The sequence below is a fragment of the Propionibacterium sp. genome (assembly GCF_047719395.1).
Classification (GTDB): Bacteria; Actinomycetota; Actinomycetes; order Propionibacteriales; family Propionibacteriaceae; genus Propionibacterium.
The window spans coordinates 1-25687 of sequence record NZ_JBDNTB010000012.1 but is presented as its reverse complement, the minus strand read 5'-3'; the positions used below and the strand labels follow the sequence as shown (position 1 = coordinate 25687).

General features: G+C 64.3%; 25 protein-coding genes, 1 pseudogene and 1 riboswitch. Of the genes and pseudogenes, 8 read left to right on the top strand and 18 right to left on the bottom strand.

Annotation, left to right across the window (positions count from 1 at the left end):
• Positions 1–15: 15 nt before the first annotated feature.
• From ABF648_RS03460 to urtA, 5 genes are read right to left on the bottom strand one after another with little or no spacing between them, the layout of a single operon-like run.
• Complete coding sequence (locus tag ABF648_RS03460) at positions 16–705, bottom strand: ATP-binding cassette domain-containing protein (RefSeq protein ID WP_415630901.1); 690 nt, start codon at positions 703–705, stop codon at positions 16–18.
• Positions 706–707: 2 nt separating this feature from the next.
• Positions 708–1475: an urea ABC transporter ATP-binding protein UrtD gene (gene urtD / locus ABF648_RS03455; RefSeq protein ID WP_415630900.1), complete on the bottom strand. Its 768-nt coding sequence runs from the start codon at positions 1473–1475 to the stop codon at positions 708–710.
• The gene (gene urtC, locus ABF648_RS03450; protein ID WP_415630899.1) at positions 1472–2641 is read right to left on the bottom strand and encodes an urea ABC transporter permease subunit UrtC; all 1170 of its coding nucleotides are present in this window, start codon (positions 2639–2641) and stop codon (positions 1472–1474) included. The genes urtD and urtC overlap by 4 nt, the downstream gene beginning before the upstream one ends.
• Positions 2638–3522, bottom strand: coding sequence for an urea ABC transporter permease subunit UrtB (urtB, locus tag ABF648_RS03445; protein ID WP_415630898.1), 885 nt, complete (start codon positions 3520–3522; stop codon positions 2638–2640). Before urtB ends, urtC begins: the two co-directional genes overlap by 4 nt.
• Before the next feature lie 27 nt (positions 3523–3549).
• Positions 3550–4818: an urea ABC transporter substrate-binding protein gene (gene urtA, locus ABF648_RS03440; protein WP_415630897.1), complete on the bottom strand. Its 1269-nt coding sequence runs from the start codon at positions 4816–4818 to the stop codon at positions 3550–3552.
• A gap of 323 nt (positions 4819–5141) precedes the next feature.
• On the opposite strand from urtA, the gene ABF648_RS03435 reads away from it, so the two are divergent.
• A complete protein-coding gene (locus tag ABF648_RS03435; RefSeq protein ID WP_415630922.1) occupies positions 5142–6119 on the top strand; it encodes a ribose-phosphate diphosphokinase in 978 nt (325 codons plus the stop codon).
• 73 nt (positions 6120–6192) lie between these two features.
• Positions 6193–7359 carry a nucleotide sugar dehydrogenase gene (locus ABF648_RS03430; protein WP_415630896.1) on the top strand — a complete coding sequence of 389 codons (1167 nt, stop codon included), beginning with the start codon at positions 6193–6195 and terminating at the stop codon, positions 7357–7359.
• A 109-nt stretch (positions 7360–7468) separates the two neighbouring features.
• Here ABF648_RS03430 and ABF648_RS03425 read toward each other — a convergent pair whose 3' ends face one another.
• From ABF648_RS03425 to ABF648_RS03410, 4 genes are all read right to left on the bottom strand, one after another.
• Entirely contained in the window at positions 7469–8278 is an 810-nt protein-coding gene (locus ABF648_RS03425; protein WP_415630895.1) for a PIG-L family deacetylase, read from the bottom strand.
• Positions 8275–9510: a glycosyltransferase gene (locus ABF648_RS03420; RefSeq protein WP_415630894.1), complete on the bottom strand. Its 1236-nt coding sequence runs from the start codon at positions 9508–9510 to the stop codon at positions 8275–8277. The genes ABF648_RS03425 and ABF648_RS03420 overlap by 4 nt, the downstream gene beginning before the upstream one ends.
• Before the next feature lie 126 nt (positions 9511–9636).
• Positions 9637–10686 (bottom strand): hypothetical protein, encoded by a 1050-nt coding sequence (locus tag ABF648_RS03415; RefSeq protein WP_415630893.1) that lies wholly within the window; start codon positions 10684–10686, stop codon positions 9637–9639.
• Between the two features lie 33 nt (positions 10687–10719).
• Positions 10720–11910, bottom strand: coding sequence for a MalY/PatB family protein (locus ABF648_RS03410; protein ID WP_415630892.1), 1191 nt, complete (start codon positions 11908–11910; stop codon positions 10720–10722).
• 434 nt (positions 11911–12344) lie between these two features.
• Between ABF648_RS03410 and ABF648_RS03405 the strand changes: the two genes are divergently transcribed.
• Entirely contained in the window at positions 12345–13208 is an 864-nt protein-coding gene (locus ABF648_RS03405) for an NAD(P)-dependent oxidoreductase (protein ID WP_415630891.1), read from the top strand.
• Positions 13209–13431: 223 nt separating this feature from the next.
• On the opposite strand, the gene ABF648_RS03400 is transcribed toward ABF648_RS03405, so the two are convergent.
• Together ABF648_RS03400 and cmtR are read right to left on the bottom strand one after the other, a co-directional pair.
• On the bottom strand, positions 13432–14106 hold the full coding sequence (locus ABF648_RS03400; RefSeq protein WP_415630890.1) for a cation diffusion facilitator family transporter: 675 nt from the start codon (positions 14104–14106) through the stop codon (positions 13432–13434).
• A 235-nt stretch (positions 14107–14341) separates the two neighbouring features.
• Positions 14342–14653 (bottom strand): annotated as a pseudogene (gene cmtR / locus ABF648_RS03395) (Cd(II)/Pb(II)-sensing metalloregulatory transcriptional regulator CmtR); the annotation flags it as partial.
• 252 nt (positions 14654–14905) lie between these two features.
• On the opposite strand from cmtR, the gene ABF648_RS03390 reads away from it, so the two are divergent.
• A complete protein-coding gene (locus tag ABF648_RS03390; protein WP_415630889.1) occupies positions 14906–15343 on the top strand; it encodes a hypothetical protein in 438 nt (145 codons plus the stop codon).
• A 69-nt stretch (positions 15344–15412) separates the two neighbouring features.
• Here the strand turns inward: ABF648_RS03390 and ABF648_RS03385 are convergent, their stop codons facing one another.
• From ABF648_RS03385 to ABF648_RS03370, 4 genes are read right to left on the bottom strand one after another with little or no spacing between them, the layout of a single operon-like run.
• Positions 15413–16366, bottom strand: coding sequence for a uroporphyrinogen-III synthase (locus ABF648_RS03385; protein WP_415630888.1), 954 nt, complete (start codon positions 16364–16366; stop codon positions 15413–15415).
• 39 nt (positions 16367–16405) lie between these two features.
• On the bottom strand, positions 16406–16777 hold the full coding sequence (locus tag ABF648_RS03380) for a fluoride efflux transporter FluC (RefSeq protein ID WP_415630887.1): 372 nt from the start codon (positions 16775–16777) through the stop codon (positions 16406–16408).
• Positions 16774–17181, bottom strand: coding sequence for a fluoride efflux transporter FluC (locus ABF648_RS03375; protein ID WP_415630886.1), 408 nt, complete (start codon positions 17179–17181; stop codon positions 16774–16776). Before ABF648_RS03375 ends, ABF648_RS03380 begins: the two co-directional genes overlap by 4 nt.
• Entirely contained in the window at positions 17178–17705 is a 528-nt protein-coding gene (locus ABF648_RS03370; RefSeq protein WP_415630885.1) for a universal stress protein, read from the bottom strand. The genes ABF648_RS03375 and ABF648_RS03370 overlap by 4 nt, the downstream gene beginning before the upstream one ends.
• A 36-nt stretch (positions 17706–17741) precedes the next feature.
• A riboswitch (Fluoride riboswitch) is annotated at positions 17742–17812 on the bottom strand.
• A 204-nt stretch (positions 17813–18016) separates the two neighbouring features.
• Between ABF648_RS03370 and ABF648_RS03365 the strand changes: the two genes are divergently transcribed.
• The 3 genes from ABF648_RS03365 to ABF648_RS03355 all read left to right on the top strand — a co-directional run bounded on the left by ABF648_RS03365 (position 18017) and on the right by ABF648_RS03355 (position 21979).
• Positions 18017–18823 carry a Rossmann-like domain-containing protein gene (locus tag ABF648_RS03365; protein WP_415630884.1) on the top strand — a complete coding sequence of 269 codons (807 nt, stop codon included), beginning with the start codon at positions 18017–18019 and terminating at the stop codon, positions 18821–18823.
• A gap of 289 nt (positions 18824–19112) precedes the next feature.
• A complete protein-coding gene (locus tag ABF648_RS03360; protein WP_415630883.1) occupies positions 19113–21161 on the top strand; it encodes an NAD(+) synthase in 2049 nt (682 codons plus the stop codon).
• 56 nt (positions 21162–21217) lie between these two features.
• Positions 21218–21979, top strand: a complete 762-nt coding sequence (locus ABF648_RS03355; RefSeq protein WP_415630882.1) for a cytochrome b5 domain-containing protein — start codon at positions 21218–21220, stop codon at positions 21977–21979.
• A gap of 37 nt (positions 21980–22016) precedes the next feature.
• Here ABF648_RS03355 and ABF648_RS03350 read toward each other — a convergent pair whose 3' ends face one another.
• Genes ABF648_RS03350 through ABF648_RS03340 form a run of 3 tightly spaced genes read right to left on the bottom strand, consistent with a single transcriptional unit; the run spans position 22017 to position 24319 of the window.
• Positions 22017–22685: an L-ribulose-5-phosphate 4-epimerase gene (locus ABF648_RS03350; protein WP_415630881.1), complete on the bottom strand. Its 669-nt coding sequence runs from the start codon at positions 22683–22685 to the stop codon at positions 22017–22019.
• A gap of 36 nt (positions 22686–22721) precedes the next feature.
• Positions 22722–23615 carry an L-ribulose-5-phosphate 3-epimerase gene (locus ABF648_RS03345; protein WP_415630880.1) on the bottom strand — a complete coding sequence of 298 codons (894 nt, stop codon included), beginning with the start codon at positions 23613–23615 and terminating at the stop codon, positions 22722–22724.
• Positions 23612–24319, bottom strand: a complete 708-nt coding sequence (locus ABF648_RS03340; RefSeq protein WP_415630879.1) for an orotidine 5'-phosphate decarboxylase / HUMPS family protein — start codon at positions 24317–24319, stop codon at positions 23612–23614. Before ABF648_RS03340 ends, ABF648_RS03345 begins: the two co-directional genes overlap by 4 nt.
• 198 nt (positions 24320–24517) lie before the next feature.
• Here ABF648_RS03340 and ABF648_RS03335 point away from each other — a divergent pair, with 198 nt between their 5' ends.
• Positions 24518–25525 carry a sugar-binding transcriptional regulator gene (locus ABF648_RS03335; RefSeq protein ID WP_415630878.1) on the top strand — a complete coding sequence of 336 codons (1008 nt, stop codon included), beginning with the start codon at positions 24518–24520 and terminating at the stop codon, positions 25523–25525.
• Positions 25526–25687: the final 162 nt, after the last annotated feature.

The window sequence follows — 25687 nt, the reverse complement described above, 5'->3', positions numbered from 1 at the left end:
TGCATGACACCGACCTCAGATGGTCAGCACCTCGCGCACCGCACTGACCGACTCTTGGCCACCATTGCCCCCGGAGAGGATGCGTCCCGAAGCCATCACGAAGTACCGCGAGCAGTGCATCACCGCGAAGTCGATCTGCTGCTCGACCAGCAGCACCTGAATGCCGCTCGCCGCGAGTTCCAGAATGGTGCGCCGGATGTCGGCCACGATGGAGGGCTGGATGCCCTCGCCAGGCTCGTCGAGGATGAGCAACTTCGGCTGGGTGATCAGTGCGCGGGCGATGGCCAATTGTTGACGCTGGCCACCACTCATGAGTTCTGCCTTGCGGGAGCCGTATTCACGCAGATCAGGAAAGCGATCCATCATGTCGTCGATGAGGCTCTTCGGCGCGTGGCTGGATCCCGCAACCAGCTCCATGTTCTCCAGCGCGGTGAGTTGCCCGAAGGACTGCTGGCCCTGCGGCACATAGGCGATTCCGCGGCGCACCCGCTCATGCGGCGACACCTTGGAGATGTCCTCGCCGTCCCACATGATCGTGCCATGCAGGGTGCGGATCAGCCCGATGATCGTCTTCATCAACGTGGACTTGCCAGCCCCGTTGTGCCCGAGGATCGCCACCAGCCCCTCGTCGGGAACCTCCAGCGAAATCTCGTGCAGCACCTTCGTGCGCCCATAGCCCGAAACAAGGCCCTCGATACTCAACATGTTCAGACCGCCTCCGCTGCCCCGAGGTAGACATCCTGGACCCGCTTGTCCGCCTGGATCTGTTCGACCGAGCCCTCCACGAGCACAGAACCCCTGGCCATCACCGTGACGGCGTCGGCATATTTCCGCATGAACTCCATGTCGTGCTCGACGATCATGACCACCCGCCCAGGGCAGATCGTCTTGAGCAGCTCTCCGGTCTGGTCGCGCTCCTCCAAAGTCATTCCTGCGACTGGCTCGTCAAGCAGCACCACCCTGGCGTCCTGCGCCATGACCATGCCGATCTCCAGCCACTGCTTCTGACCGTGCGAGAGCGCCCCTGCCAGCTCGCTCATGTGATCGGTGAGCCCGATGACCTGCAGAATCTCATGGATCCGCTCGGGAATCCCACGGCGCAGCGTGAACAGCGAGGTCCAGCTGCGTCCACCGCGGTAGGCGATGTCGAGGTTCTGCAGCACCGTCTGACGCTCGAAGACCGTGGCGGTCTGGAAGGAGCGGCCGATGCCGAGCCGGGCGATGTCCTGCACCCTCATGCCAGCCAGATCATGCCCGCCGACGGTGATTTTCCCGGTGTAGGGGACCAGCCCGGTGATCGAGTCGATGAGCGTGGTCTTCCCCGCACCATTCGGGCCGATGAGGAAGTGCACGTGGCCCTCTGCGACGTCGAGATCCACGTGGTCGACGGCGTGGAAGGCGCCGAAGGCAACCACCAGATCCTCGATCTTGACGTCCAGGTCCTTCGCGTCGTGCAGCGATTCGCGGGGGCTCATCGGGTCACCAACTCCTCAGTTCCAGTGGCCGATGCCACGCCCTGGGCATCACTCGCCGGTGTTCGGCGCCGTTTGCGCAAGAACTTTCCGCCCATCGAGGCGAGGCCACCCGGCAGCAGGGCGATCACGACGATGAACAGCGCGCCTTCCAGGTACACCCAGAAATCGGGGAAGGCGTTCGACAAGGAGTTCTGCGCGATCGAGACGATGAGCGAACCGATGATCGGGCCCAGGAAGGTGGAGCGACCACCCAGTGCCACACCGAGCAGGAAGATGATCGAGGGCGTCACGCCGATGTCCGACGGCGAGATGATCCCCACGATGGGCACGAAGAGTGCGCCACCAACACCGGCCAGCACAGCGCCGTAGACGAAGGCGAAGGTCTTGATGGACGCCGGATCGTAGCCGAGGAAGCGCACCCGCTCCTCGGTGTCGCGCACTGCAACCAGCACCTCGCCGAAGCGGGAGTACATCAGGAAACCCGTGGCGAGGACCATGATGAAGGCCACGATCAGTGCGATGTAGAACAGCGTCAGCTGGTTCTTCGGGTCGAAGAGTGCGAATCCGAAGAAGCCGGTGAAACCGCTCAGGCCGTTCGAACCGCCGGTGGTGGTCTGTGCGCCGATGAGCAGCAGCGAGAAGGCCGCGACGAGCGCCTGGGAGAGGATCGAGAAGTAGGCGCCCTTCACCCGCCGAGTGAACACTGCGGCACCCAGACCCCAGGCCACCAGCGCCGGGATCAAGAAGATCGCGATGATGGTGAACACCGGGCTGCGGAAGGGCTCCCACCACCACGGCACTTGACCACTGCCGTACAGGAGCATGAAGTCCGGAACGCCATTGCCGCCGCTGGCGGAGGCATCGGCGAGCTTCATGTGCATCGCCATGATGTAGGCGCCCAGACCGAAGAACACGCCCTGGCCAAGGCTCAGTACGCCGCCGCGGCCCCACAGCAGGCCCAGGCCGACGGCCACCATCGAGTAGCACAAGAACTTGGCCATCAGGCCGGTGCTGAAGTCGTTGAGGAACAACGGCACCAGCGCCAGCACGATGAACAGGACCGCGAACAGGATCCAACTGGGCCGTGTGGGCCCCGCATGCGGTGCATCGCGCGTTGCGCCCACCGCATTGGCTCCGCGAGCAGGGGAACTCATCGGATTGCTCACGCCAGGCTCCTTGTCTTGAGGCTGAAGATGCCCTGCGGACGGAACTGCAGGAAGATCACGACCACGAGGAAGCTGACCCAGGTGGCCACACTCTGCGTCGACTCGTAGGCGATGGCGGACTGGATGATGCCCAGCGCGAAGGCTGCGATCACTGCGCCCCAGATGTTCGACAGACCGCCGGCGACCACGACGAGGAAGGCGTAGACGATGTAGTTCGAACCCAGCGTCGGGGTGGTCGAACCGATCAGCGTGATGGCCACGCCGGCCACACCTGCTAGACCGGAGCCGATGGCGAAGGTGAGCCGGTCTGTGTGACGGGTGGCGATACCGGAAGCTTCGGCGAGCTCACGATTCACCGTGACGGCGCGCATCTGGCGTCCGAGCTGGGTGGCCTTGAGCAGGCGTTGCAGCAGCAGTACCAGCACCACCGCCAGCACGATGATGAAGATGCGCGACACCGGAACGGTGGCGCCGAATATCGTCAGATGATCGGACAGCAGCGTGGGGATGTCGATGGACACCGCGGGGGCGCCGAAGACATTGCGCGCCAGCTGCTGCAGGATCAGCGACACACCGAAGGTGACCAGCAGTGTGTCGAGGGTTCTTGAGTACATGTATTGCAACACGCTCTGTTCCAGGATGACGCCGATGACGGCAGCCAGGAGGAAGGCGCAGGGCAGTGCGACGACGAAGGACCACCCCGGATTGCTGATCACGTGCTGCACCATGTACGTCGTGTAGGCGCCAATCATGATGAATTCACCATGGGCCATGTTGATGATGCCCATCTGGCCGAAGGTCAGGCTCATGCCGACTGCCGCCAGAAGCAGGACGGAGCCCACACTCAGCCCCGCGAAGAGCTGACCGACAATGATGTCCATTCCGTATCTCTCTTTCGCTGTCCGGGATCAGCTCAGGCCCTGGGCCCAGCTGTAGCCCTTGAGGTAGGGGTCGGGCTTGATGGGGGCGTCGGTCTGCCAGATCGTGTCGATCAGCGAATTGCTGTTGATCTGGCCGACTCGCGGCGTCTTGTACACGTGGTGGTTCTCGCCGTCGATGGTCATCTTCCCCTCGGGGGCATTGAAGGAGATGCCCCCGGAGGCATCTCTCACCTTGTTCACATCGAAGGATCCGGCCTTCTCAACGGCCAGTTTCCACAGGTACAGCGAGGAGTAGGCGGCCTCCATCGGATCACTGGTGACCCGATTCTGGCCGTAGCGCTTCTTGAAGTCCGCGACGAAGGTCTTGTTCTCGGGAATGTCGAGGGTCTGGTAGTAGTTCCAAGCCGTGTACTGGCCCTCGATGTTGTTCAGCCCGATGCCGGGGATCTCCTCCTCGGCTATGGACACCGAGACGGTGGGCATGTTCTGCGGGTTGAGGCCCATCGAGGCGAACTGGCGGAAGAAGGCGACATTCGAATCACCATTGAGGGTGTTGAACACCGCATCGGCACCGGAGTTCTTCAGCTTGTTGGCGATGGTGGTGAAGTCGGTGGCACCCAGCGGCACGTACTGCTCATCGACCACTTGCATGTCGTGCGACTTGGCATAAGCCTGGATGATCTTGTTGGCCGTGCGCGGGAAGACGTAGTCGGAACCGACCAGGAAGAGCCTCTTGTAACCCTTCGACTTCATCCAGTCCAGCGCAGGAACGATCTGCTGGTTCGGCGCGGCACCGAGGTAGTAGATGTTCGGCGAATCCTCCATGCCCTCGTACTGCACGGGGTAGTAGAGCAGGCCGTTGTCCTTCTCGAAGACCGGCTTCATGGCCTTGCGGGATGCGGAGGTCCAGCCACCGAAGACTGCAGCGACGCAGTCGGAACGGATCAGCTGGTCGGCCTTCTGGGCGAAGGTGTTCGGGTCGCTCGCACCGTCGGCGCCGACGATGTCGAGCTGCTTGCCCAGCACACCGCCACTGGCGTTGATCTCGGCCGCAGCCATGTCGAGGGAGTCACGCACCGTCTTCTCCGAGACGGCCATCGTTCCCGACAGCGAGTTGAGGAACCCCACCTTGATCTTGGAGCCAGAGGTGTTCACACAGGATTTCACCAGCTGCGAGGGGGCGGCTGATTCCTCCCCCACCCGGGCGCCGCACCCGGAGACGAACAGCCCGAAGGCGGCCGTGACTGCCACGAGCGGCAGGAGCGCCTTCCGCGGCAAACGGTTGAACTTTTGCATGAGCACCCTCCGAGATCAGCTCGGCTGCTAGGTTCCACTGAGTTTGTTTCCAGATGGAAAGACCACCGGTGAAATTAGCACCATTAAGACTCTCTACAGGGTCTGGTAACACGACCTTAACGAAGGGGTGACAAGGCCGTACGCATGCACGCACGGGTGCACGGCGGGCTGAGCCGCCCATTCTCGGTTCGGGCCAACCGGCAATACGACCGACGCCGGGGCCGCCAGGATGGCGCTGGCAACCTGTTGTCCGGCCATCCCCGAGGCATGCTGCACGGCTCAGGAATTAGGCTGAGCGGGTCGGCCCCTTGGGAAGGATGACCTTGAAGGACATCGTGGTGTTTTCCGGCTCGGCGCACGAGGAATTTGCGCAGAGCATTTGCGATCATCTCGGACTTCGGCTGTCCCCGGCCAGGCTCAGCCGTTTCAGCAATGACTGCCTGCAGGCGCAGCTGCTCGAGAATGTGCGCCAGCGCGATGTCTACATCGTCCAGCCCCTCGTGAAGCCCACCCAGGACAATCTCATGGAGTTGCTGCTGATGATCCAGGCGGCACGCAGCGCCTCGGCGGCGCAGATCACTGCGGTGGTCCCGCACTACTCCTATGCGCGCTCGGACAAGAAGGATGCCTCCCGCATCAGCGTCGGCGGGCGCCTGGTGGCTGACTTGCTGAGCACCGCCGGTGTCGACCGGGTGCTCACGATGCAGCTCCATGCACCGCAGGTGCAGGCCTTCTTCAGCGTGCCGGTGGACCAGCTGACCGCCATGGGGATCCTCGCCCAGTACTTCCACGGGCACTGTGACAACGCCGTCGTGGTGAGCCCCGATTTCGGCAACGCCAAGAGCGCGTCCACTTTCGCCAGGCTGTTGGGCGTACCCGTGGCGGCCGGGTCGAAGCGGCGCTTCGGCGATGACAATGTGGTGGTGGACACCATCGTGGGAGATGTGGTCGGCAAGCACGCCATCGTGATGGACGACGAAATCGCCACCGGCGGGTCGATCCTGGAACTCACCCGGCAGCTCAAGAACCAGGGCGCGCTGGATGCCTATGTCACCTGCACCCATGGGTTGTTCGCCGGCAAGGCTGTGGAGCGGCTGCGGGCGGAGCCCTTCATCCGCGGCGTCGTGACCACCGACACCGTTCCGGCACCCACAGGGTGGCCGGGACTGACGGTGCTGAGCGTTGCCCCGCTGTTCGCCGAGGCGATCGACCACATTCATGGCGGTAAGTCGGTCAGCAAGATCTTCGAGGGCATCGACCCGGTATATGCCCCACCGAAAGGCCAGGACGAGCTCTTCTGAGCACTGGGAACCCTTCGATATGCTCCAACAGGTTTGACCCGATCCAGCGAATTGATGCTCCATGAGGAGACAGATGCGAATCACCGTTGCCGGTGCAGGTTATGTGGGATTGTCGAATGCGGCGCTGCTCGCCACACACAATGACGTGGTCCTCATGGACATCGACACCGGCAGGATCGGTGCGGTGGCCCAGGGGAAGTCCCCAATCGTCGACGCCGAACTGGAAGAGGCCTTGTCCGGCAATGGTCTGTCGCTCACCGCGACGACCGACCCCACCATCGCCTATGACCACCCTGATGTGGTGATCATCGCCACGCCCACCAACTACGACACCCGCACGAATCTCTTCGACACGCGTTCGGTGGAAAGCGTCACCGAGGAGGTCGCCGAACATTCACCGGAATCCCTGGTCGTCATCAAGTCGACCATTCCGGTGGGATTCACCGACCAGATTCGCGCCGGACACACCGACATGCGCATTCTTTTCGCGCCCGAATTCCTGCGCGAGGGTCATGCATTGCATGACAACCAGTACCCCTCGAGGATCATCGTCGGCGACCAGGGCGACGACGGCAAGACCTTCGCCGGCCTGATGTCCGAAGGAGCACTCGCGGAGGACGTACCCGTGCTGCTGATGCCGTCCACCGAGGCAGAGGCCGTGAAGCTGTTCGCCAACACTTTCCTGGCGTTGCGGGTGGCCTACTTCAATGAACTGGACACCTACGCGGCGGTACGCAACCTCGACGCGGCCCGGATCATCGAGGGCGTCGGGCTGGACCCCCGGATCGGGCAGTATTACAACAACCCCTCATTCGGCTACGGCGGATACTGCCTGCCCAAGGACACCAAGCAGCTACTTGCCAACTACGCGCAGGTGCCGCAGGACCTCATCTCCGCTGTCGTCGCGGCGAACACCACCCGCAAGGACTTCATCGCCACCGACATCCTGGCCCACAATCCGACAGTGGTGGGCATCTACCGATTGGTCATGAAGTCGGGTTCGGACAACTTCCGCTCCTCCGCGGTGCAGGGCATCATGAAGCGGATCAAGGCCAAGGGCGTCGAGGTGATCATCTACGAACCCACCCTGGGCGATGACGAATTCTTCCGCTCAGAAGTGGTGCGCGATCTCGACGACTTCAAGGCGCGCGCGGATCTCATCGTGAGCAATCGCCGCACGCCTGAACTGCACGATGTCACCGACAAGGTGTACACCCGCGACATCTACGGACGCGACTGAGCATCACCCCTTGTCGACCCGCGATGGCCCGCACAGCGGACTTTTTGCTCCGAGACAGGGGACTTGTTGCTCCGAGGACGAACGAGCGCCGGAAAACCTCGGCGTGAGGCTAGACCGGACTGCTGAGCAGGCCGACCCGGCGCGGGATCTCCTGACGCTGCCCGCCGACGTGCTGGATGTGGGTGTCCTCGCCCTCGCCCACCACGGTGAGCTGGGTGCGGTAGCAGCGCAGGGCGGCGAGCACCGCCTCGGTGATCGCCGGGTCATCGGGTTCCAGCCACAGCGCCTCATCGGTGCTGGCGCCGGGCACATCGTCGTGTGAGGCGAACTGCACGAGGGCCAGCCCCGCCCGCCTCGCAGCCAGACCTGCAACCTCGTGCACCCGGATGTGGTCGGGGTGGCCATAGCTTCCGCCGTTGTCGTAGCTGATCAGCACATCGGGGCGCGCCACTGACAGGCCGGCGAGGACATCGTCCACCTGCTCCTCGACGGGCGCACCGGTCACCGACTCCGGACCCGCATCACCTGCCGGGCCGGCCACTGTGGGCGTCACCCAGCGCATTCCGGAATCCTTGTACCGACGCTCGGCCAGGCCCGCGGCGCGCCACGGCGTCATGCCCATGAACCAGCGGTTCCGCACACCGAGGCAGTCGCACGCTGCGGCTCTTTCGGCCTCGCGCGCAGTCACCAGTTCCTCCGGTCCCACCCCGGCCGGTAGCACTCCGGGCACGATCTCGCCTCGCTCGCCGCGGCAAAATGTGAGCAGATCCACCTGCGCGCCACGACGGCTCAACCAGGCGATGAGCGGTCCGGTGGACAGCGTGTCGTCGTCGGGATGAGCATGCATCACGAGCACACGGAGTCCCTCTGGACTCTCCAGAATACGGTGGATCATCGAGTTGTCTGTCACGCGAGTCACGCCTCTGTCCTGACGGCGGCCGGACTCCCGTCGCGCGTGCCGGACTTGGCATGGGCGGCGAGCACCCGACGGTAGCTTTCCACCAGGCCCGCAGCCGAGACATCCCAGGAGTGCTGTTCGGCGAAAGCCCTTGCCGCAGCGGACATCTGCTCCCGCAGCGTGGTGTCGCCGGTCAACTGCTCGATCGCGCCGGCCCAGCTCGAGGGTTCCCGGTCGTCCACCAGGATGCCGGTGGAACCATTGCGCACCGATTCGGCCAGACCGCCGACATTGGAGGCAATGACCGGCACTCCGCTGGCCTCGGCCTCCAGGCAGATGAGACCGAAGGTCTCGGAGAAGCTGGGATTGAGCAGTGCCAGCGCACCACGGAGCATGGTGGCCAGGGATTCGCGGCTCTGCGAACCGAGGAAGGTGACGCTCGGCCCAAGACCGAGCTCGTCCACCAGGCGGTGAAGGGTGGCGCCGTATTCGGCGAAGTCCTGTGAGGGTTCGCCGGCGAGCACCAGGTGGGGACGCCGCTCGGCGGGGATTTCGGCCAGTGCGCGTAATGCGAGGTCAGGACCCTTGAGTGGCTGCGGGCGAGCCGCGCACAACAGATAGGGCCGCTCTCCACCCCAGCTCCAGGATTCTTCGCCGGGAACCAGTGGGCGGAAGAGTTCGAGGTTCACACCCGGAAGGACCACGTCGATCCTGTCGAGTGGGCACGCATAGCGCTCGTGGATGGTCTGCTTCTCGGCCTGGCTCACAGCGATGACATGGTCCGAGCGCTCCGCCACGAGAGCCTCGCCTGCCACGCGTCCAGCAGACTCCGGCGGTTCGCCTGCATACAGCGTCTCTGCATCGGGGGGCGCCGAGACCGAGTGGAAACTCTGCACATGCGGCAGCCCCCAGGACTGCGCGAGTCCGATTGCCGCGACCCCGCTGAACCAGTGATGGGAATGGATGATGTCGTAGTCAGGCGGCAACTGCGCCATGGCCCGGTGGAACGGCTCGATGAGGGACTCTGAACGGCTCTTCGCCACCGGATGCGCAGGCCCGGCATCAAGATTGAGCAGCCGGACGCCCTCGGCCACCTGTATGACGGCCGGGACCTCGGGGTTGTCTCGGCGCGTGATGAGGTCGACCTGGTGACCGGCCTTCGCCAGGGCGAGGGCGGAATTGAGCTCCACGACATTCATGCCCCCGGCATCGGCGCTGCCCGGGATGGCGACCGGAGACGTGTGCAGTGACACGAACCCAATCCGCAGCGCTCTTACCATCCCGTTCTCCCCCATCGATTCTGTTTAGCATCCCACAAGGCCAAAAACACTCCGGTTCTCGGTCAGCGTGAACGCCTTGGCCTGGGCAGCGGCCGGTGGTCAGGCCCGGTCGAGGGCCAGCAGTGTGCCGGACAGGGAGTACCAGCCGGTCTGCGGGCTGTCGTCGTCACCGCTGGACGCCTCGATCACCTGCTGGCCGAACCGATCTGACCACGCGATCCGCAACCGGTTGATTCCGCTCTGGTCGCTGGGCAGCCCGGATGGGGCCGTCAACCCCGCCAGCACATCAGGGTCCACCGTGGTGAGGTCGAGTGGGTGCTCCAGCAGGGTGTCCGCGTCCGGCGGTGCGGAACCGGTGGAGATCGGCAGAAAACCCTTGGATCCCTGGGCGTAGCAGAACCGCGTCTGGGTGATCCAACCGGTTTGCCCGGCAGCCTGCTGGCGCCAAGTGGTGGCGGCGCGGCATCCCTGCTCGTCCGTATCGGGCGCCACGAATTCCACCGAAGCAATCCGTTTGGGGCTCAACCTGGTCAGGTCGGACATCATCGTGGACAACGAATACTGTGTTGACAGGCCATCCTGCAGCTCGACTGGCCATGAGCCGATCCATTCCTCGGTGGTGACCGTGCCGTGCGCGCAACTCGCCGTGTAGTGCATGACACCACCCCAGGTGGCGTTGCCGGCGAGCCGGATGTCGGATTGGGCACAACTGGAGATTTCCGAGGTGAACTCCTTCCAGTCCAGCTCGAGATGATCGCCCAGGATCTTCGAGGTCTCCACCGTGCCCTTGGCGATATCCAACGGCTGCGTGTCCACCATGCGAGGAAGGTCCTGCGGAAACGCCTGCCAGTGCTGGTCCACGTCACCGTGGCGCATCGTGAGGTCGAGTTCGTCATTGCTCAGCTGCAGCGAGGTCACGCCCGACGAGGCGCTCTGCCTGCTCACCTCGGCCAGTGCCCAGGAGATGAATGCCTGGCTGGCCGCGGAGTCATCGCGTGGGACGCCGGCCTGGGCGCGTGCCACCAGCTCGCATCCGCTCGCCCCGCCAAGCAGCACGAGCGCGATGGCAATGAGGGAGATCAGCCGAGCAGGCCCCCAGCGCGGTGACTGGCCCACTGCGAGGTGGACCCCTCGCCCCTCAGCACGCATCTGTCCCCTCTCCGGACCGATCCTCCGCCGCGGTCAGTGCAGCGTCGCGAGGCCCTCGGTGAGCAGATCGAGGCCGTGGTCCACATTCGCCGGGGTGGTGGCCAGGTTGAATCGCACGAATCCCTTGCACCGAGGGCTGAACCATTCGCCGTAGTCAACGGCCAGCCGGCAGGTCTTCGCCATGAATTCGCGGGTCTTGGCCGGGTCGGTCTGGCCACGCAGGTCCATCCACAGCAGATAACTGCCCTCAAGCGTGGGCATGAAGATGTGCGGGCTGAATTCGGCGAGCCGGGTACGGAATGCGGCATCGTTGCGTCGCACCACGGCGAGCATCCCCTCCAGCCAGTCCTCCCCGTACAACCACCCGGCCTTCGCGGCGGCCACGCCGAGCAGGTTGACCTCGGTCTGCACGATGCCCTTGGCCCATCTGTCGTAGCGGGCGCGCAGATCCGGGTCGGGAATGATGATGTGGGAGTGGATCAGCCCCGCCAGGTTGAAGGTCTTCGACACGGCATTGAGCGTGATGAGGTTGTTGGCGTACTTGCCGCCGGCCACCTCCTGCGCGGCCACGAAGGGTCGGTCGGTGAGCAGGATGTCCTGGTGGATCTCGTCGGAGACGACCAGCACATGGTGGCGGGCGCACAACTCGAGCATGCCTTCCAGCTCGGGTTCGGTCCACACGCGGCCCACCGGGTTGTGCGGTGAGCAGGCGATGAACAGCTTCACGTCGTTCTCGACGATCACCCGCTCCATGTCCTCGAGGTCGTAGCGATAGACGCCGGACTCGTCGCGAACCAGCTCGGTGCTCACCAGCTTGCGGTTGTTGTTCCGGATCGCAGCATGCATCGGGTAGTAGACGGGCGTGGCAAGCATCACTGCGTCGCCCGGTTCGGTGAACGCGTTGACCATCCAGAAGAAGCTGTTGACAACGCCGGTTGCGAAACGCACCCACTCGCGCTGGACGCGGGCCTCATGGTGGCGCACCGCCCAGGCGTCGTATGCCTCGAAGTAGGAGTCGTCGATCATGCCGTAGCCGAAGGCGCCGTGGTCGATGCGCTCATGCAGGGCGTCGAGGATTTGATCGGGGGCCTTGAACTCCATGTCGGCCACCCACATCGCGAAGAGATCCGGGTCGCCGTAGCGCTCCTGCAGACCATCCCATTTGAGGGAGTCCGTTCCGCGTCGCTCGACGGCGAACTTCTCGACGAAGCTTTCCAGATCCATGTGACGACTCCTCGGGCCCAACGGTGACCCTCGGCATTCTGCCACTGCGCCGCCCCTGCACCTGTTGACACCGTTACCCGTGAGCACCGATCTCGTCGATCGGCGAGACGCGCCGGACATTGCCCTGGGCCGGCCTGCGCAGCCTCAGCTATTAGTGAACCATGAGTCTCGTAATTGTGCGCGCAGGTGCCCTCGATGTGTGTCCCCCTGAAGTGCAGTGGCCGCTGTCCGGGCCGGTGAATGACCTTGTCATCAGGATTTCGCGCGCAGCCGACCGACCAGGCTCACTGGCTTGCGCGAGTGGCACTTGTGACGACGTCCCCCGTTGTCGGCAGCCCCGCCATCCGCACCGAAAACCCTCGTGGTGGTTCTTCCGGAAGCCTCGCCTAGAGTGGAGAAAAATAGCGAAATACCTCGTGAAAGAAGATTCAACGATGGCACAGGATGTCCGAAGCGTTGCAGTTCTTGGTCTCGGCGCCATGGGTTCCGGCATGGCACACCGCATCCTCGATGCGGGCCTGAAGCTGACCGTGTGGAACAGGTCCCCGCAGAAGACCGAGCCGTTCCAGGACACCGCTGCCACCATCGCCCCCACCCCCGAAAGCGCGGTCAAAGATGCCGATGCCGTCATCACGATGCTCTTCGACGGGAATGTGGTGCGCGAGGTGATGACCCGGGCGCTGCCAGCCATGACCGAGAGAGCCATCTGGATGCAGTCCGCCACAGTCGGTATCCAGTCCACCAAGGAGCTGGCAGCGATGGCAGACCAGGCTGGCGTGCGCTATGTGGATTCGCCCGTGCTGGGCACAAAGCAGCCGGCGGCCACCGGGAATCTGATTCCCCTGCTCGCCGGGCCCGACGATGCCGTGTCCGAGTTGGCTCCACTGCTGGCTGCCCTTTCGAAGCGCCAGGTGCGGGTGGGCGATGCCGCACCGGCAGGGTCGTCATTGAAACTGGCCGTGAACGCCTGGATCGCCACCATCACTGCCGGAATTGCGCAGTCGCTGACCATTGCCGACCGGCTCGGCGTCGACCCCTCACTGGTCCTTGCAGCGATTGACGGCACCCAGACCAACTCCCCCTACGCCCAGCTCAAGGGCAGGGAGATTCTGGACGACAACTTCGACCCGCAGTTCGAGGTGCTCGGCATTCTCAAGGACGTCCGCCTCGCCCGGGCCGAAACGCCGGAGATGGTTGACAGCCTGCTCGCCGTGCTTGAGAGCCTGTATGCGGCTGCCAGCGGTGCCGGTCACGGCAAGGAGGACATCGCGGCGGTGTGGAAGACCTTCCAGCACTGAGGCGAGCCCCCGGGGCTGAGTTCGCCGCCCAGCGCAGAAACTCATCAGGCCCAGCCGCTGCCCGCACCTGAATTGGCTGGGCGCAGGGCTTGGCTCTGATGGACTGCGAAGTTGTGCCGTTTACGTGCACAACGATCGCAGTCCAGCGTGTGGCGGACCTGCTCAGGCAGCGGCCTGAAGACGGGCGGGTGCGCAGCTGATGATCCGCAGCGGCACCGGGCGCTCAGCAACAACCTGGCCCGCAACCCTCCTGCTCACCGGTGAGCACCGACGTGGGAGTCGTGCAGGTCTCCCCGCCCCACGCCTCACGGCCCTCACGCACCGCGAAGTAGACGATGACAAGGCCCGCAACAGGATCGGCCCAGGCCCAGCCGAGGGTGGCATTGAGTACCAGACCGATGAGCACCGCCACCGACAGCGCCGCGCACACCAGGGTCTGCTTCGAGTCCGCCACCGCGGACGCCGAACCCAACTCCTGCCCGGTGCGCCGTTCCAGCAGGCTCAAGCCGGGCATGATCAGCATGGAAGCGATCGCCAGGCCGATTCCGACCGGCGAGTGCTCGGGTGTCTTCAGGCCGATCAGGGTGAGCACCGCGTCGACGAGCACGAAGGCGGCAACCCCGAAGAAGGAGATCGAGATGAGCCGCAGAGCCGCCCTTTCCCGCTTCTCCGGGTCGGGGGCTGCGAACTGCCAGGCAATGGCTGCAGCTGACAGAATTTCAACCACCGAATCGAGACCGAAGCCGATCAGGGCAGTTGAGTTCGCGGCGGCTCCGGACGTCAGGGCGATGATCGCCTCAAGGACGTTGTAGGCAATGGTGCCGGTAACGATCCAGCGAATGCGCCGCTGGAGGATTCGACGCCGATCGTCGGTCAGGGAAGTCGTGATCGTACTCATGCGAGGCCTCCGGTTGAGGTTGTCCGGTACTGGATGATTGCGCTAACGCCCTTGCGCATACATGTGACGCTGCGGTGGATGAATGTGGTCATGCGATTCCTGCCGAACGAGCAGCGACGCCGCCGCCATGATCTGCCTCGGTGCGCACGACGACGCCTCCACCGGTCTCGTCGCTGCTGGCCACTGGCCCTTCGGGGCAGCAGTCGTGGCATGCCTGGGTTTCGTCCTCGCAGTCATTGATGCATGCATGGCCCTCATCCACTGCCAGGAACACGTCGAGCAATGCCGACAGCGCCACACCGATGTGCGGGTCAGCGAGTTCGTAGCGCGTCGAGCGCCCTTCGGGGACGGCCACGACGATTCCGCAGCCACGCAGACAGGAGAGGTGATTTGACACATTTGACCTGGTCAGATCCAGATCGACGGCCATCTCGCCGGGGTGTCCCGGCGCATCGAGCAGCCGCAGCAGGATGCGTGCCCGGGTGGGATCGGCCATCGCATGCCCGATCCGGGCCATGACCTCAATTCGCTCAGCACTGGTCAGCATGGGCTGACCATACATCGGATGCTGACCACTGGATCGCGGTCCGTTCAGTGGTCAGACATCTGGGTCATGTGAGAGCTGCTCCCATGCAATCGCGGCGTTGGCCGGCCGTCTGCCTCCAGGACTGCTCCCCGCAGTGGATGGATCGCTCCTGGCGCATCAGGGAATGGCCCGGTGCATCGCGGCGTTCCCCCTCAGAATGATGACAATCCCTGGTCGGCAGGGGAGCCGGCCACGACCACGAGGAGAGCTGGCATGGCCGACACCAAGAGCGGATTCAGCGCCGAAGAACGCGCCGCGATGAAACAGCGCGCCGACGAGCTGCGTTCGACGAAGGGCCTCAAGGGCGCCGCGAAGCTCGCGAAGGAGTTCGAGGCGTGTGTCGAGGCGATCGAGAAATTGCAGGACGTGGATGGCGATCTCGCCCGAGTCGTGCATCGGATCGTGACCGAAGAGGCGCCCGGCCTCAATCCGAAGACCTGGTACGGGTTCCCGAGCTATGCCAAGGACGGCACTGTGATGATCTTCGTGCAGCCGTCAAGCAAGTTCGGCACCCGCTATCCGACGCTCAACTTCGCTGAGAGCGCCAACCTCGACGACGGCGAGATGTGGCCCGTGTCGTTCGCGGTGACCAGAGTGACGGGTGCCGTGGAAGACAAGATTCGCGCGCTCGTGAAGACAGCCGCGTCCTGACGGCTTCTCCATACTGCCAGGAGCGAAGCAGGGCAGATCCTCCTGAGCTGCACGCGATGCGCCGGGGCCTCAGTCGCTGAGCTGGTCCACGACGAGTCTCACCAGGGCGCCCATTCGCCCCCGGTCGGGGTAGCGCACCGGCAATCCGAGGGCGACGAGGGGTTCCGCAGTCATCGGGCCCACCGCCGACAGTACCAACGAGCCCGCGGCGATCCGGGCCCGTACCTGGGCCAGCTGATCCTCATCAAGCACCGTCAGCCAGCCACTCGCGCCAGGAGCGGAGGTGAAGGCAACGGCATTGAAACGACCACCGGCCAGCTCGGCGCATGCGCGCCCCACCGCCACTGGATCAGCGGGCGCGCCATAGCTGTAGAGCGGCAGTTCGAGCACCACCGCGCCCGCTTCACGCAGCCCACGGATCAGCGCGGGATCGCCGGTCCCGTCGAGCTGAACGGCAACTTTCAGGCCCGAAACACCCCGTGCCACCAGCACATCGCGAATCTCCAGGGAGCTCTCGGAGGGCGCCACCCAGGCAGGAGTCACCCCTACCTGCTTGAGCGCACCCGATGCCTTCGGGCCTCGGGCCAGGACCTCGGTCTTTCCGAGCATCTCCAGGAGATGGGGCACCAGCCCAGCGGGATTGAGCGTCTCCATCCACATCCGAAAACCGAAACCCGTGGTCACCACCACGATGTCGGCTCCATCAGCGATCAGCGCACGCGTCCGCTCGATGAGCGTGGCCTCGTCGGCGCGTTGCTGCACGGCCAAGGTGGGGATGACAGCCACCGATGCCCCGTGGCGCTGCAGCGCCGCCGACAGGTCCTCGGCGCGGCGTTGCGCGGTAACCCAGATTTCGGCGCCGGCCAGCTTTTGCTCCCCCAGCGCTGGACGGTCTGGAGCGCCGGATGGCTCGGCGCGACCTTCAGCTGCCACCGGGGAAGCGCCGCCCACGTGTCCGTCCGCATCACCGAGACCGGCGCCGGCGTTCGCGTCCAGATCCCCTGCTCGTGGCGATTGCTCCATACATCGAGCCTGCCACAGCCTGCCAGTCCACCAGCTACCTCAGCCGACAGCGGCACCGATCGTCCAGCCGAGCAGTGCCACCAACACAGCGATCACCATCATTCCCACCTGGAGACCCAATGCCACGCCACGGCGCCCGGACATTGCCAGCCGCACCACCTCGACATTGGCGGTGCTGAATGTCGTGAACCCGCCCATCAGACCAGTGCCGAGGACGGCCAGCACCGACGCCTCCCCGCCGTGTGTCATGGCGTGGCCGGTGAGCAGGCCGAGCAGGAAGGAGCCGATCATATTGATGGTCAGCGTGCCGATGGGCACCGAGTGCCGCCAGGATCGGCTGATGACGCCGTCGAGCCGGAAGCGACACCACGAGCCGACGCCACCTGCCACGAAAATGAGCACCCAGGTCATGCCGTCTGGCTCCCCGGGTGCATGCGGTCGGCGATCAGCGTGCCGGCCAGGCAGCACAGAAAACCGCCCGCCAGACTCGCCACCAGATAGGCCGCGGTCAGCACCAGGTGGTCACCGCGCAGCAGACCGGTGGTCTGCACCGCGAAGGTGCTGTACGTGGTGAACCCACCCATCACGCCGGTCCCCACACCGAGGCGGATCTGGCGGCGCCAGCCCTCATCGGGGCCGCTGAGCACCAGATGCCGCAGCAGCCAGCCCAGAATGAGAGCGCCGAGCAGGTTGATGGTGAGTACTGTCGCGGGGAAGTGCCCGGCGTGATCGGGCCAGATCGTTGACGCCAGTGCTCGCACCAAGCTCCCGATTCCACCCCCGACAAGCACCAGAACACTGTCAGGGAGCTTCACAGCAGGGGCTCCTTCCAGTCCACGACCGAGATGGGGACCATCAGCACCGGGCGGTGCTGGTGGTGCACGAGATGCATGCCCACCGAGGTTCGCAGCAGCTCGCGCAGGCTGGGCCCGGCGTGGCCCTTCGCGCCGACGACGATCGCCGCGGCGTCCACTGCGCGAACCAGGTGAGTGAGTGCCCGATCCGGGCGGCCGGCCAGATAGCGGAACTGCCAGTCCACACCGCTGCCGGCCAGCAGTGTTTCCAGAACGCTCCGCAGCTGGCTGTCGCGCTCCTGCCAGCTGTCGTCAGGCACATCGGGATCGATCTCAGTGTGGGTGACGGTGCCGTCCGGGTGCTCCTCGACGGTGACGCGCGAGGGGTCGGCGTACCCGATGTACAGCGCACTGCCGAGGGTCTTCGCCCATGCCAGAGCCGTGAGCACGACCAGCTCGCTGGTGCCGGGCTCGGTGCCCACGACCAGGGGATGCCCGGCAAGGGGGACCATCCGGTCCACACTGGGTTGCGGTGTCGGTGTCATGCGGTTCACCCATCCGGGGCAGAATCCGCCCCATGTGAAGGAGCAGGAATCATCAGCCGGGAGGCGGTTCGGGCGAAGCCCAGGCGGAATCCATCGCCGACTTCAGGCTAGCCCAACGGGGAACAGCGCGAGGAGGCGTCCACCCAGGTCAGGAGACACGAAGCGCTCATGGGTGGGATGGGTCCGAGTTCACACTGGCGACCACCGCAGGCTCCGAACGGCCGGCGGCGTTACGATGCGGAGGGAATTCAACGCTGGCGCGTCACCACCGGATGCCCAGACGCCGCCCGTCTCGACCACAAGGACCCCTCATGAGTTGGTCTCTCTACCAGGAACTGCTCTCCCAGATTGACGACTGGAAGGTCACCGAGGGTGCGGTGTTCCCGGTGTGGTCCTACATCAAGACCGAGGACAATGCCGGGCTGGCGATGACCCCACCCGAGATCCCCCACCAGACCTGCTTGGCCGGGAAGCTCGTCGGGATGCCGCTCAGTGAACTGGCTTGTCACGTCATGTCCTGGGATACTCAGGAGGCGACCATCGCGACGGCCGGAGTGAACGCCTTCTACAACAATTCCGAGCGGCTCCCCTCCTTCGGCGACTGCTGGGTGAACACCCCCGACGCCCCGGACACCATCGAATGGATCGAACGGATGGGTTTCGAGAAGGTGGCCTTCATCGGGCACTATCCCGTCCTTGACAACTACCAGGGAAGTTGCAAGTTCACCATCCTGGAGAAACAGCCGCAGCCGGGCGACCTGCCGGACATGGCATGCGACTTCGTGCTGCCCGATCAAGACGCTGTGTTCATCACCGGTGCGACCTTCCCGAACAAGACGATCGTGCACCTGCTCGACATCTGCCGGTCGGCCAATGTGTTCACCGCGCTGTGGGGCCCGACGGTGCCGTTGTCGCCGGTGCTGTTCGACTACGGGGTTCAGGCGGTGTTCGGAACGGTGGTGCGTGAACCCGCCGCGGCCAGGGCGATCCTCGAGCAGGGTTCCTGCATCATGAAGGCCAGCGACCACCTGCAGCGGGTGCTGCTCAGCAACGACCCCTACGCACGCGCCGCGATGGTCAAGCCCCGAGCCGAAGGCGTGACCGGGCACCTCTTCTGACCCGGGCCCTTGGGATGGACGTCGATGGTGCGCTGTCCAGCGCGCGATGCCCGAAATGGCGCAGATCTCGGCGCTCAGGAAATCGAGTGATAGATTCCGCACGAATTCCATCACCGGCCACCCTCCGGCAACCAGCATCGTCACGTCGTACGCTCGGATCGCGAGTTGGGGCCGAGGTTGGGTCCACCCGGCGTTTCACGGCATCAGGGATCTCGGGGCGCGCCACCGGACACTCCCCGGAGGCCAGCAGACTCGCGCTGATGCAGCACGCGATCCGACCAGGAGATCCATGAACTTCTCGTCCCTCTACGACCAGGGCTTTGCGCGCATCGCGGCGTGCACCTCCGCCACTGCGGTCGCTGACCCAGCCACCAATGTGGCGCGCATCATCGAGCACACCACCGAGCTCAGCGCCCAGGGCGTCGCGGTGGCAGCTTTCCCGGAGCTGGGCCTCACCGGCTACGCGATCGACGACCTGCTGCTGCAAGATCCGGTTCTGGACGCCACATGCGAGGCCATCGAGATGCTTCGAGAGGCCTCGGCAGACCTGCTTCCGATGATCGTGGTGGGTGCGCCGTTGCGCAACGGAAATCGGCTGTACAACTGCGCCGTGGTGATGCACCGTGGTCATGTGCTGGGCGTGGTGCCCAAGAGCTACCTGCCCACCTATCGCGAGTTCTACGAGCGCCGCCACTTCGCCAGCGGAGTCGGCATCGGCGGTACCGTCGAGATCAACGGGGAACAGATCCCCTTCGGCGCGGGGCTGCTGTTCCGGGCGTCAGACATTGCGGGCATGGTCATCCATGTCGAGGTCTGCGAGGACATGTGGGTGCCGATCCCGCCCAGCGCCACTGCGGCGCTGGCAGGTGCAACGGTCCTGGTCAATATCTCGGGCTCCCCCATCACGATCGGGCGCGCCGAGGACCGCCATCTGCTGTGCCGCAGTTCCAGCGCCCGCGATCTCGCCGCTTATGTGTACTGCGCAGCCGGGATCGGGGAGTCCTCCACCGACCTGTCCTGGGACGGCCAGACGATGATCTACGAGCGGGGCCACCTGCTTGCCCAAACCGAGCGTTTTCCCTTGTCACCTGGCCACAGCCTGGCCGATGTCGATCTCGACGTACTGCGTCAGGACCGGATGCGCCAGGGCACCTTCGAGGACAATGCGCTTGCCCAGGGCATCGGCGCCCAGCAGGCAGGCAGCGAGCACGAGGCCTTTCGCGTCATCGATTTCACTCTCGATCCGCCGCGCACCGATCTCGGCCTGGCTCGCGAGGTGGAACGCTTTCCCTTCGTCCCGGCAGACGAGGCGCGGCTGAACCAGGACTGCTACGAGGGCTACAACATCCAGGTGTACAGCCTCAGCAAACGCCTTGGGGCGATCGGCGGGGCGAAGATCGTCATCGGCATCTCGGGCGGGCTGGATTCCACGCATGCCCTGCTGGTGGCGGCGAAGGCGATGGATCTGGCCGGGCGCCCGCGCTCGGACATCCTCACCTTCACGATGCCCGGCTTCGCCACCAGCGCGCACACCAGGAACAATGCGACAGCCCTGTCGCTGGCACTGGGCACCACCTTCGAGACCCTCGACATCCGCCCGGCCGCCGAGCAGATGCTCAAAGACCTCGGTCATGCCCCCGATGTCTACGACGTCACCTACGAAAACGTGCAGGCCGGGCTGCGAACCGACTACCTGTTCCGCATCGCCAACCAGCGCGGCGGCATCGTGCTGGGCACCGGCGACCTGTCCGAGCTGGCGCTGGGCTGGTGCACCTACGGCGTGGGCGACCAGATGAGCCACTACGCCGTGAACTGCGGTGTGCCCAAGACGCTGATGCAACACCTGATCCGCTGGGTCATCGCGAGCGGACAGTTCTCGGACGAGGTGGGCGGCATCCTCCAGTCGATCCTCGATACTGAGATCACCCCTGAACTCGTGCCGGTGGCCGAGGGCGAGAAACCGCAGAGCACCCAGGACACCATCGGTCCCTATGCATTGCACGACTTCACGCTGTACTACTGGCTGCGCTTCGGGCTGCGCCCATCCAAGATCGCCTTCCTCGCCCAGCACGCCTGGTCCGAAGTGGACGCCGGTGCATGGCCGGTGAACTTTCCGGAAGCCGAGCGGATGTCCTATTCGCTGGCAGAGATCAAGTCGTGGCTGAAGGTTTTCTGCCGGCGCTTCATGAACAACCAGTTCAAGCGCACCGCGATCCCGAATGGCCCGAAGGTGCTTGCCGGAGGCTCGTTGTCGCCGCGCGGGGATTGGCGCTCCCCTTCCGACGCCAGCGCCGCAGCGTGGCTCGCCGACCTGTGCCGGGTTCCTGACGGCAGGTGAACCGGTGATTCCCCACCACCCCGTATGGTTGATGGATCAACCGGACGGGGACTCCAATGCTGCAACTCAACATCTTCGACACCGTCGCCGGCTTGCCGGTGCACGCGCTGATCGTGCACTTTGCGGTGGTTCTGTTGCCCCTCGCCAGCCTGGCTCTCATCGCTGAGGTCATCCGCCCGGCGTGGCGGCAGCGCTACGGGCTGATCACCGTTGTGGTCCTCACCGTGGGGGTGGGGGCAGCGGTGATCTCAAGACTTTCCGGCGAACAGCTGGCCACACACCTCGGCCGGCCGGTGACGCACGCCACCTGGGGCACCATCACCACGGCCGTTTCCATCGCGTTGTGGCTTGCCAGCATCATCTACGTGAGGCTCACCCGCATCCCGGACGGCCAGCCGGCAGATCGACCCAGAGCTGGTGTCGCCGGTGTGGCCACCGTGGTACTGGCCCTGGCCACGCTGGGAGCCGTCACGGTGACAGGGCACAGCGGAGCCGAGGCTGCTTGGGGAGGTCGTGTCGTCGAGACAACTCCCCCGAGCGCTACTGCGACGACTGCCCCAGGAAACTCCGCCAGCCCCGCGCAGACCACCTACACCATGGCCGATGTGGCAACGCACAACTCGGCCTCGTCCTGCTGGGCCGCGATCGAGGGCACTGTCTACGACCTCACCAACTGGATCAACAGGCATCCCGGCGGCAGCCAGCACATCCTCGCGCTGTGCGGCACTGACGGCACAAGCACCTTCGAGGGCCAGCATTCCGGAGACCGACGCCCGGCCTCCGAGCTGGCCAACTACAAGATCGGCACACTCAGCTGACACTTGTCCGCGCACCCTCACGAGACCGGTGCAGTGTCTACTGTGTGATTCCCAAGCTGGCTGCCATGGTGCCGTAGCGGTGGTGGTAGCGGTCGTAGTTGGCCTCGATCTCCTCGGCGGGGAGTTCGCAGACCTGCCCGATCGTCATCGCGACCGCAACGGTGTGAGCAATGTCCTCGACCATGACGGCTGCCTGGAGTGCCTTCTCGATGGTCGGGCCGATCGTGAATACACCATGCTGGCGCATCAGGATCGCTGCCGACCGGCCGATCTTGGCCACGACTTCCTTGCCGATGGCATCTCCGCCGATGGGCGCATAGTCACCGCAGGGCACCGCTCCGCCGAATTCGTCGGAAATAGCCGTCAATACGCAGGGGATGGGCTTTCCCACCGCCGCGAACGCCGTGGCATAGCGGGAATGGGTGTGCACGACCGAGTGAATATCGGGCCGGCGCGCATAGATACCCAGATGCGACTGCGTATCGGAGGAGGGTCCGTGATGACCTTCCACGACCCGTCCCTGGAGGGAGACGACGACCATGTCGGCGGGCGTCATTTCGGAATAGCGCAATCCGGACGGCTTGATGACGATGACACCATGCTCCTCGTCCAGGGCCGAGAGATTTCCGCCGGTCCAGGCGACAAGGCCGGCTTCTGCCAGTGCGAGATTCCCCTCGCACACCTTTTCTTTGAGTTCTTCCAGCATGAAATTCCAATCTGAAATCAGTGAATTGCTGTGCAATCAATCGGTGACGATGCCAACACCGGCATCAGTGAGCATTTGCTCGACGATTCGGCGGGCCTCGATGCACCGTTCGACAGAATCGGGAGCGTTGTCGTTCCACATTTCGATCATGATTCGCCCGCTCCAGCCTTGCCGGGCCAGCTCGGCGAAGGCCTTGGGGAAATCGGCGATTCCGGTGCCCATGGCGACCCGTCGCGGCTCGCCGACGCGGACATCCTTGACATGTATCGCGAGCATGTGACCCTCGCCGGCGCGAAGCTCCTCGATCTCATCGAGTTGCTGCTCGGCGATATTGCCGACATCTGGATACATTTGAAGCCATGGTGAATCTATTTCCCGGACAATATTCATGCCCCGTGAAATGGAGGTGACATCGTTTCCGTCGACATTCTCGATGCCCAGCAGCACACCCGACTGGGCCGCCTTCGGAATAGCTCTGCGCAAGGACTCCACATAACGGGAGCGCTGACCGGGATCGGCCTGCTCGTAATAGGCGTAGTAACCCGCGACCTGCAGCACGGGGATTCCCAGGTCGTGGCACAGCTCGATGCCCTGGTCGAAGATCCGATCGGCCTCGGCCCTGACCGTGGGATCAGCCGAGCCAGGGCCGAGAGCGCGATGAATCGAAAGGCACAGGCCACCCAATTGGGTGCCTTGGCGGGCTGCGGCCTCGCGAATGTGCTGACGTGTCTGCTTGCTCCAGTGCAGCCGGCTCTTGCGCTCAGGGCTTTCGTCCACCGAGATGTCGACGAAGCTGAAACCGGCGCGGCGAACATCGGCGAACAGTTCGTCCCAATCAGCTGTCCAGCGCAGCGCCTTCTCGTAGATTCCCAGACTGACCTGCGAGGTTCCCGCTCGGTGATCGGTGGCTTCGAGCGTGGCACTGCTCATGCCCACACCTCGGCCATCTTGCTCTGCAGCGCGGTCGCAGCCTCCAGTGGATCGTCTGCCTTGACGATGGCCCGTCCAGCGATCACGACGCCGACGGGAGCACCTTTGAAGGTATCGAGATCGGCCACCGTGACTCCGCCGGTGACAGTGACGGTGAATCCCATGGCGGACAGCTCATGGATACGCTGCACATCATCGGGCTTCCAGGACAAATCCCCTGCGGCTTCACGATCCCGGGACCGCTTGACGATCACGTGCTTGGCTCCCAGCCGACGCCACTCGCGAGCCTTGTCCGCGTCATAGCTCTCGCCCAGTTCAATCTGCACCTCGCCGCCGTACTTGTTCGCGACCTTCACGACCTGGGCGACTGTGGTCAGTGAAGCGCCCGCCACGACACTCACCCAGGAGGCGCCTGCCTTGAAGCAGTTCTCGGCGAGCAGCGTTCCGGCCTCAGCAATTCGGATGTCGGCAAGGATCGTCTTGCCGGGGTACAGCGCCCTGACCTCGCGGACTGCGCGCAGACCCTCAGCGATGATGAGGATGGTGCCGCACTCGATCACGTCGATCTGGGAAATTGCCTGGTTGAGTGGACGCAGGGCCGCGGGAATGTCCGTGGTGTCGAGGGCGACTTGGAGACGCGGCTTGGGAAATTGATCCTGCGTGTCTTGCGCACCGATTGTGTCCTGCGTGATTGATGTTGTCATTGCGACACTCCTCGCCTGAGGCCCGCTTCGATGGGGACCGTTGTTCTACGGCTTGAAAGTACGGCTGATCATGGCGGGAATCCATTAAGTAGTGAAACTATGTGCACAGAACGTGCGCGATGAACATGAAATACCTTGTCACAATGACTATCTATCTCACAGAAAGAGACATCAATCCACTATAATGAACATATGCTCATGAACTCTGAGGCTGGGGCGCCCGGGAGCGCCATCCAGAAACACCGCTCACGGACATCGGATGCGCGGGAACACACGGCACTCCTGCTCGAGGTCGCCCGTCGCTATCATCTGGAGGGCCAAAGCCAGGCCGAGATCGCACGTGACGTGGCATTCTCCCGGGCAACGGTCTCCCGGATGCTGTCCGAAGCACGACGACGGGGAATCGTGCAAGTGCGGATCAGCCATCCCCTCGAGCGTGTTCTCGGCATCGAGAGGGCCTTGATGAAGACTTTCGGCCTCAAGTCCGCCCGGGTGGCCGACCCCGAGGATCAGTCCTCCATCCCGTCCGAGGTGGCGCGATGCGCAGCGGATCTGATCGTCGAGACTGCCTCCGAGGACGTCTTGCTGAGCGTGTCGAATGGTCAGGCCGTGGCAGCCACGGTGGATGCCATGCCTCAAATGACCTGGCCGCGATCTCAGGTCGTCCAGCTCATCGGCAGTTTGGGAACATCGCAGCGGCTGCACGATTCACCCGAAACGTGCCGACGGATGGCACGCAAACTCGGGGGTTCCTTTCATCCGCTGCCAGCACCCCTGGTGGTCAGCGAGGCGTCAGTGGCTCGTGCGCTCGAGCGGGACAATCAGATCGCGACGACCCTTGAGCTGGGGGCCCGTGCGGACATCGCCCTTGTCGGTGTGGGATCAGTGCACGACGGGCACTCGGGCACCATTCTGCAGCAATACGAGGACGAGCAACTCACCGAAGAAGTTCGCCGGGCTGGTGCCGTGGCGCACATGTGCGGTCACCACATCGCTCCGGACGGTCAACTGGTGATGACCGGCATGAGCACACGCACCATTGCCGTCAAACCCGAAAGATTGCGTCAGATACCCCTCGTGGTGGGCGTGGCATGGGGCGAGCAGAAGGTTGCGGCACTGGCCGCTGTCATGCGGGGAAAGTTCATTTCCTCGGTGGTCACGGACAGGTCCACCGCCTTGCGCCTGCTGAAACTCGCCGAGTCGTAGCGGAATGACAGAACCCTGGAATTACTCCTGAGCTCAAACATGTCCGAACGAGGGTGGTGGGGGGGGGGCCACAACGCACGGCCCCCCCCCCCAAACAAGAAGAAAATTAATATAAAAGAGTGCTTGGCGAGATGAGACACGGTGGTGAATTGGTCAACCAAA

Coding starts and splice junctions, on each gene's coding strand:
- ABF648_RS03460 (WP_415630901.1), bottom strand. CDS start 705: ATGTTGAGTATCGAGGGCCTTGTTTCGGGCTATGGGCGCACGAAGGTG.
- urtD (WP_415630900.1), bottom strand. CDS start 1,475: ATGAGCCCCCGCGAATCGCTGCACGACGCGAAGGACCTGGACGTCAAG.
- urtB (WP_415630898.1), bottom strand. CDS start 3,522: ATGGACATCATTGTCGGTCAGCTCTTCGCGGGGCTGAGTGTGGGCTCC.
- urtA (WP_415630897.1), bottom strand. CDS start 4,818: ATGCAAAAGTTCAACCGTTTGCCGCGGAAGGCGCTCCTGCCGCTCGTG.
- ABF648_RS03430 (WP_415630896.1), top strand. CDS start 6,193: ATGCGAATCACCGTTGCCGGTGCAGGTTATGTGGGATTGTCGAATGCG.
- ABF648_RS03415 (WP_415630893.1), bottom strand. CDS start 10,686: ATGCGTGCTGAGGGGCGAGGGGTCCACCTCGCAGTGGGCCAGTCACCG.
- ABF648_RS03410 (WP_415630892.1), bottom strand. CDS start 11,910: ATGGATCTGGAAAGCTTCGTCGAGAAGTTCGCCGTCGAGCGACGCGGA.
- ABF648_RS03405 (WP_415630891.1), top strand. CDS start 12,345: ATGGCACAGGATGTCCGAAGCGTTGCAGTTCTTGGTCTCGGCGCCATG.
- ABF648_RS03400 (WP_415630890.1), bottom strand. CDS start 14,106: ATGAGTACGATCACGACTTCCCTGACCGACGATCGGCGTCGAATCCTC.
- ABF648_RS03390 (WP_415630889.1), top strand. CDS start 14,906: ATGGCCGACACCAAGAGCGGATTCAGCGCCGAAGAACGCGCCGCGATG.
- ABF648_RS03385 (WP_415630888.1), bottom strand. CDS start 16,366: ATGGAGCAATCGCCACGAGCAGGGGATCTGGACGCGAACGCCGGCGCC.
- ABF648_RS03380 (WP_415630887.1), bottom strand. CDS start 16,777: ATGACCTGGGTGCTCATTTTCGTGGCAGGTGGCGTCGGCTCGTGGTGT.
- ABF648_RS03370 (WP_415630885.1), bottom strand. CDS start 17,705: ATGACACCGACACCGCAACCCAGTGTGGACCGGATGGTCCCCCTTGCC.
- ABF648_RS03365 (WP_415630884.1), top strand. CDS start 18,017: ATGAGTTGGTCTCTCTACCAGGAACTGCTCTCCCAGATTGACGACTGG.
- ABF648_RS03360 (WP_415630883.1), top strand. CDS start 19,113: ATGAACTTCTCGTCCCTCTACGACCAGGGCTTTGCGCGCATCGCGGCG.
- ABF648_RS03355 (WP_415630882.1), top strand. CDS start 21,218: ATGCTGCAACTCAACATCTTCGACACCGTCGCCGGCTTGCCGGTGCAC.
- ABF648_RS03350 (WP_415630881.1), bottom strand. CDS start 22,685: ATGCTGGAAGAACTCAAAGAAAAGGTGTGCGAGGGGAATCTCGCACTG.
- ABF648_RS03345 (WP_415630880.1), bottom strand. CDS start 23,615: ATGAGCAGTGCCACGCTCGAAGCCACCGATCACCGAGCGGGAACCTCG.
- ABF648_RS03340 (WP_415630879.1), bottom strand. CDS start 24,319: ATGACAACATCAATCACGCAGGACACAATCGGTGCGCAAGACACGCAG.
- ABF648_RS03335 (WP_415630878.1), top strand. CDS start 24,518: ATGAACTCTGAGGCTGGGGCGCCCGGGAGCGCCATCCAGAAACACCGC.